Source organism: Pseudomonas fluorescens (genome assembly GCF_000968015.1).
GTDB classification, from domain to species: domain Bacteria; phylum Pseudomonadota; class Gammaproteobacteria; order Pseudomonadales; family Pseudomonadaceae; genus Aquipseudomonas; species Aquipseudomonas fluorescens_W.
On sequence record NZ_LACH01000045.1, the window covers coordinates 47,617 to 49,504 of the forward strand.

The 1,888-nt window shown below is 62.9% G+C and carries 2 protein-coding genes; one reads left to right on the forward strand and one right to left on the reverse strand.

Annotation, left to right across the window (positions count from 1 at the left end; genetic code table 11):
* Nucleotides 1-141 precede the first annotated feature (141 nt).
* Nucleotides 142-1,551, forward strand: coding sequence for an MATE family efflux transporter (locus VD17_RS19865; protein WP_046055285.1), 1,410 nt, complete (start codon nt 142-144; stop codon nt 1,549-1,551).
* On the opposite strand, the gene tusA is transcribed toward VD17_RS19865, so the two are convergent.
* Nucleotides 1,548-1,799 carry a sulfurtransferase TusA gene (tusA, locus tag VD17_RS19870; protein ID WP_033055641.1) on the reverse strand — a complete coding sequence of 84 codons (252 nt, stop codon included), beginning with the start codon at nt 1,797-1,799 and terminating at the stop codon, nt 1,548-1,550. The genes VD17_RS19865 and tusA overlap by 4 nt on opposite strands.
* Nucleotides 1,800-1,888 lie beyond the last annotated feature (89 nt).

Below are 1,888 nucleotides of genomic sequence, written 5' to 3' on the forward strand. Positions count from 1 at the left end.
GGGGATAAATCCCCTCGCCACTGGGAATGTCGCAACGTTCGAAAACTGATTACAAATCCGCAACACAGGACTTTTCCTGACCACTGCGTCAGGGCGTAGAATGCGCCGCCTTGCGCATCAACATCTTTGGACGTTTCGCCCTTGAATTCCGTGACTGACCGCCCCGCCGCTATTTCCCTCTCCCGCCCGGCCCGGGTTCGCCTGGAGCTGAAAAACCTGCTCGGCCTGGCCTTGCCGATCATGATCGCGCAACTGGCGACCACCGCGATGGGCTTCGTCGATGCGGTGATGGCGGGCCGGGTCGGGCCACGGGATCTGGCGGCGGTGGCGCTGGGCAACTCGATCTGGGTGCCGGTGTTTCTGTTGATGACCGGCACGCTGCTGGCCACGACCCCGAAAGTCGCCCAGCGTTTCGGCGCCGGCACCCACAGCGAGATCGGCCCGATCGTGCGCCAGGCACTGTGGCTGGCATTGGTGGTGGGCTTGATGGCGACCGGCATGCTGTTCAGCGCCGAACCGATTCTGCACATCATGAAAGTCGATCCCGAATTGATCGGCCCGTGCATGCAATACCTGCATGGCATCGCCAGCGGTTTGCCCGCCGTTGCGTTCTACCATGTGCTGCGCTGTTTCAGTGACGGCCTGGGGCGCACGCGTCCGGCCATGGTGCTGGGTCTGTGCGGACTGGCGTTGAACATTCCGCTGAACTACGTCTTCATCTATGGCCACTTCGGGGTGCCGGCCATGGGCGGTGTCGGTTGCGGCTGGGCCACGGCGATCGTGATGTGGGTGATGGCCCTGGGCATGGCCGGGTGGGAGCGCTGGGCGCCGGCGTATCAGTCGAGTGAGCTGTTCAGCCGTTTCGACTGGCCGCAATGGTCGGTGATCAAACGCCTGCTGGGCATCGGCCTGCCGATCGGCATCGCGGTGTTCGCCGAGTCGAGCATCTTCGCGGTGATTGCGCTGCTGATCGGCAGCCTCGGCGCGACGGTGGTGGCCGGGCACCAGATCGCGCTGAACTTCAGTTCGCTGGTGTTCATGATCCCCTACTCCCTTGGCATGGCCGTGACCGTGCGGGTCGGCCAGGCGCTTGGCCGTCAGGAGCCGCGAGAAGCCCGTTTCGCCGCCGGTGTCGGCATGGGCACCGCGCTGGCCTATGCGTGCATTTCCGCGAGCATGATGCTGTTGCTGCGTGAACACATCGCAACGATCTACACCGCCGACCCGACAGTGATTCATGTCGCGGCGATGCTGATTGTGTATTCGGCGCTGTTCCAGTTTTCCGATGCGATCCAGGTCACGGCTGCCGGCGCGTTGCGCGGCTATCAGGACACTCGGGTGACGATGATCCTGACGCTGTTCGCTTACTGGGGCATTGGTTTGCCGGTGGGTTACGCGTTGGGCCTGACCGATTGGTTCGGCGCGCCGAGCGGCCCGAGCGGGCTGTGGCAGGGTTTGATCGTGGGTTTGAGTTGCGCGGCGCTGATGCTGTCGATCCGCCTGACGCGCAGTGCACGCAAGCGGATCCGTATCAGTCAGTCGGCGGGTTAAGCGAGTTTCTTGCGGATCCAGTAGAGGTAGGTGCCTGCCACTTCGTGCTGCGCGACCAGTTCATGGTCGAGAAACACGCAGAATTTGGGAATGTCGCGACGGGTCGAAGGGTCGGTGGCGATCACCTTGAGCAAGCCGCCGGGCACCAGGTCACGGATGTGCTGGTGCAGCATCATCACCGGTTCCGGGCAGTTGAGGCCGGTGGCGTCGAGGGTGCCGTCAACCGGCGTATCAATCATTTCACTCATGATTCACTCCTGAAACTTGCCGGCATTGTCGCGCATTGCCGGGTTTAACGTCATCTATGGCGTACACCGTACCTGTGGGAGCGAGCTTG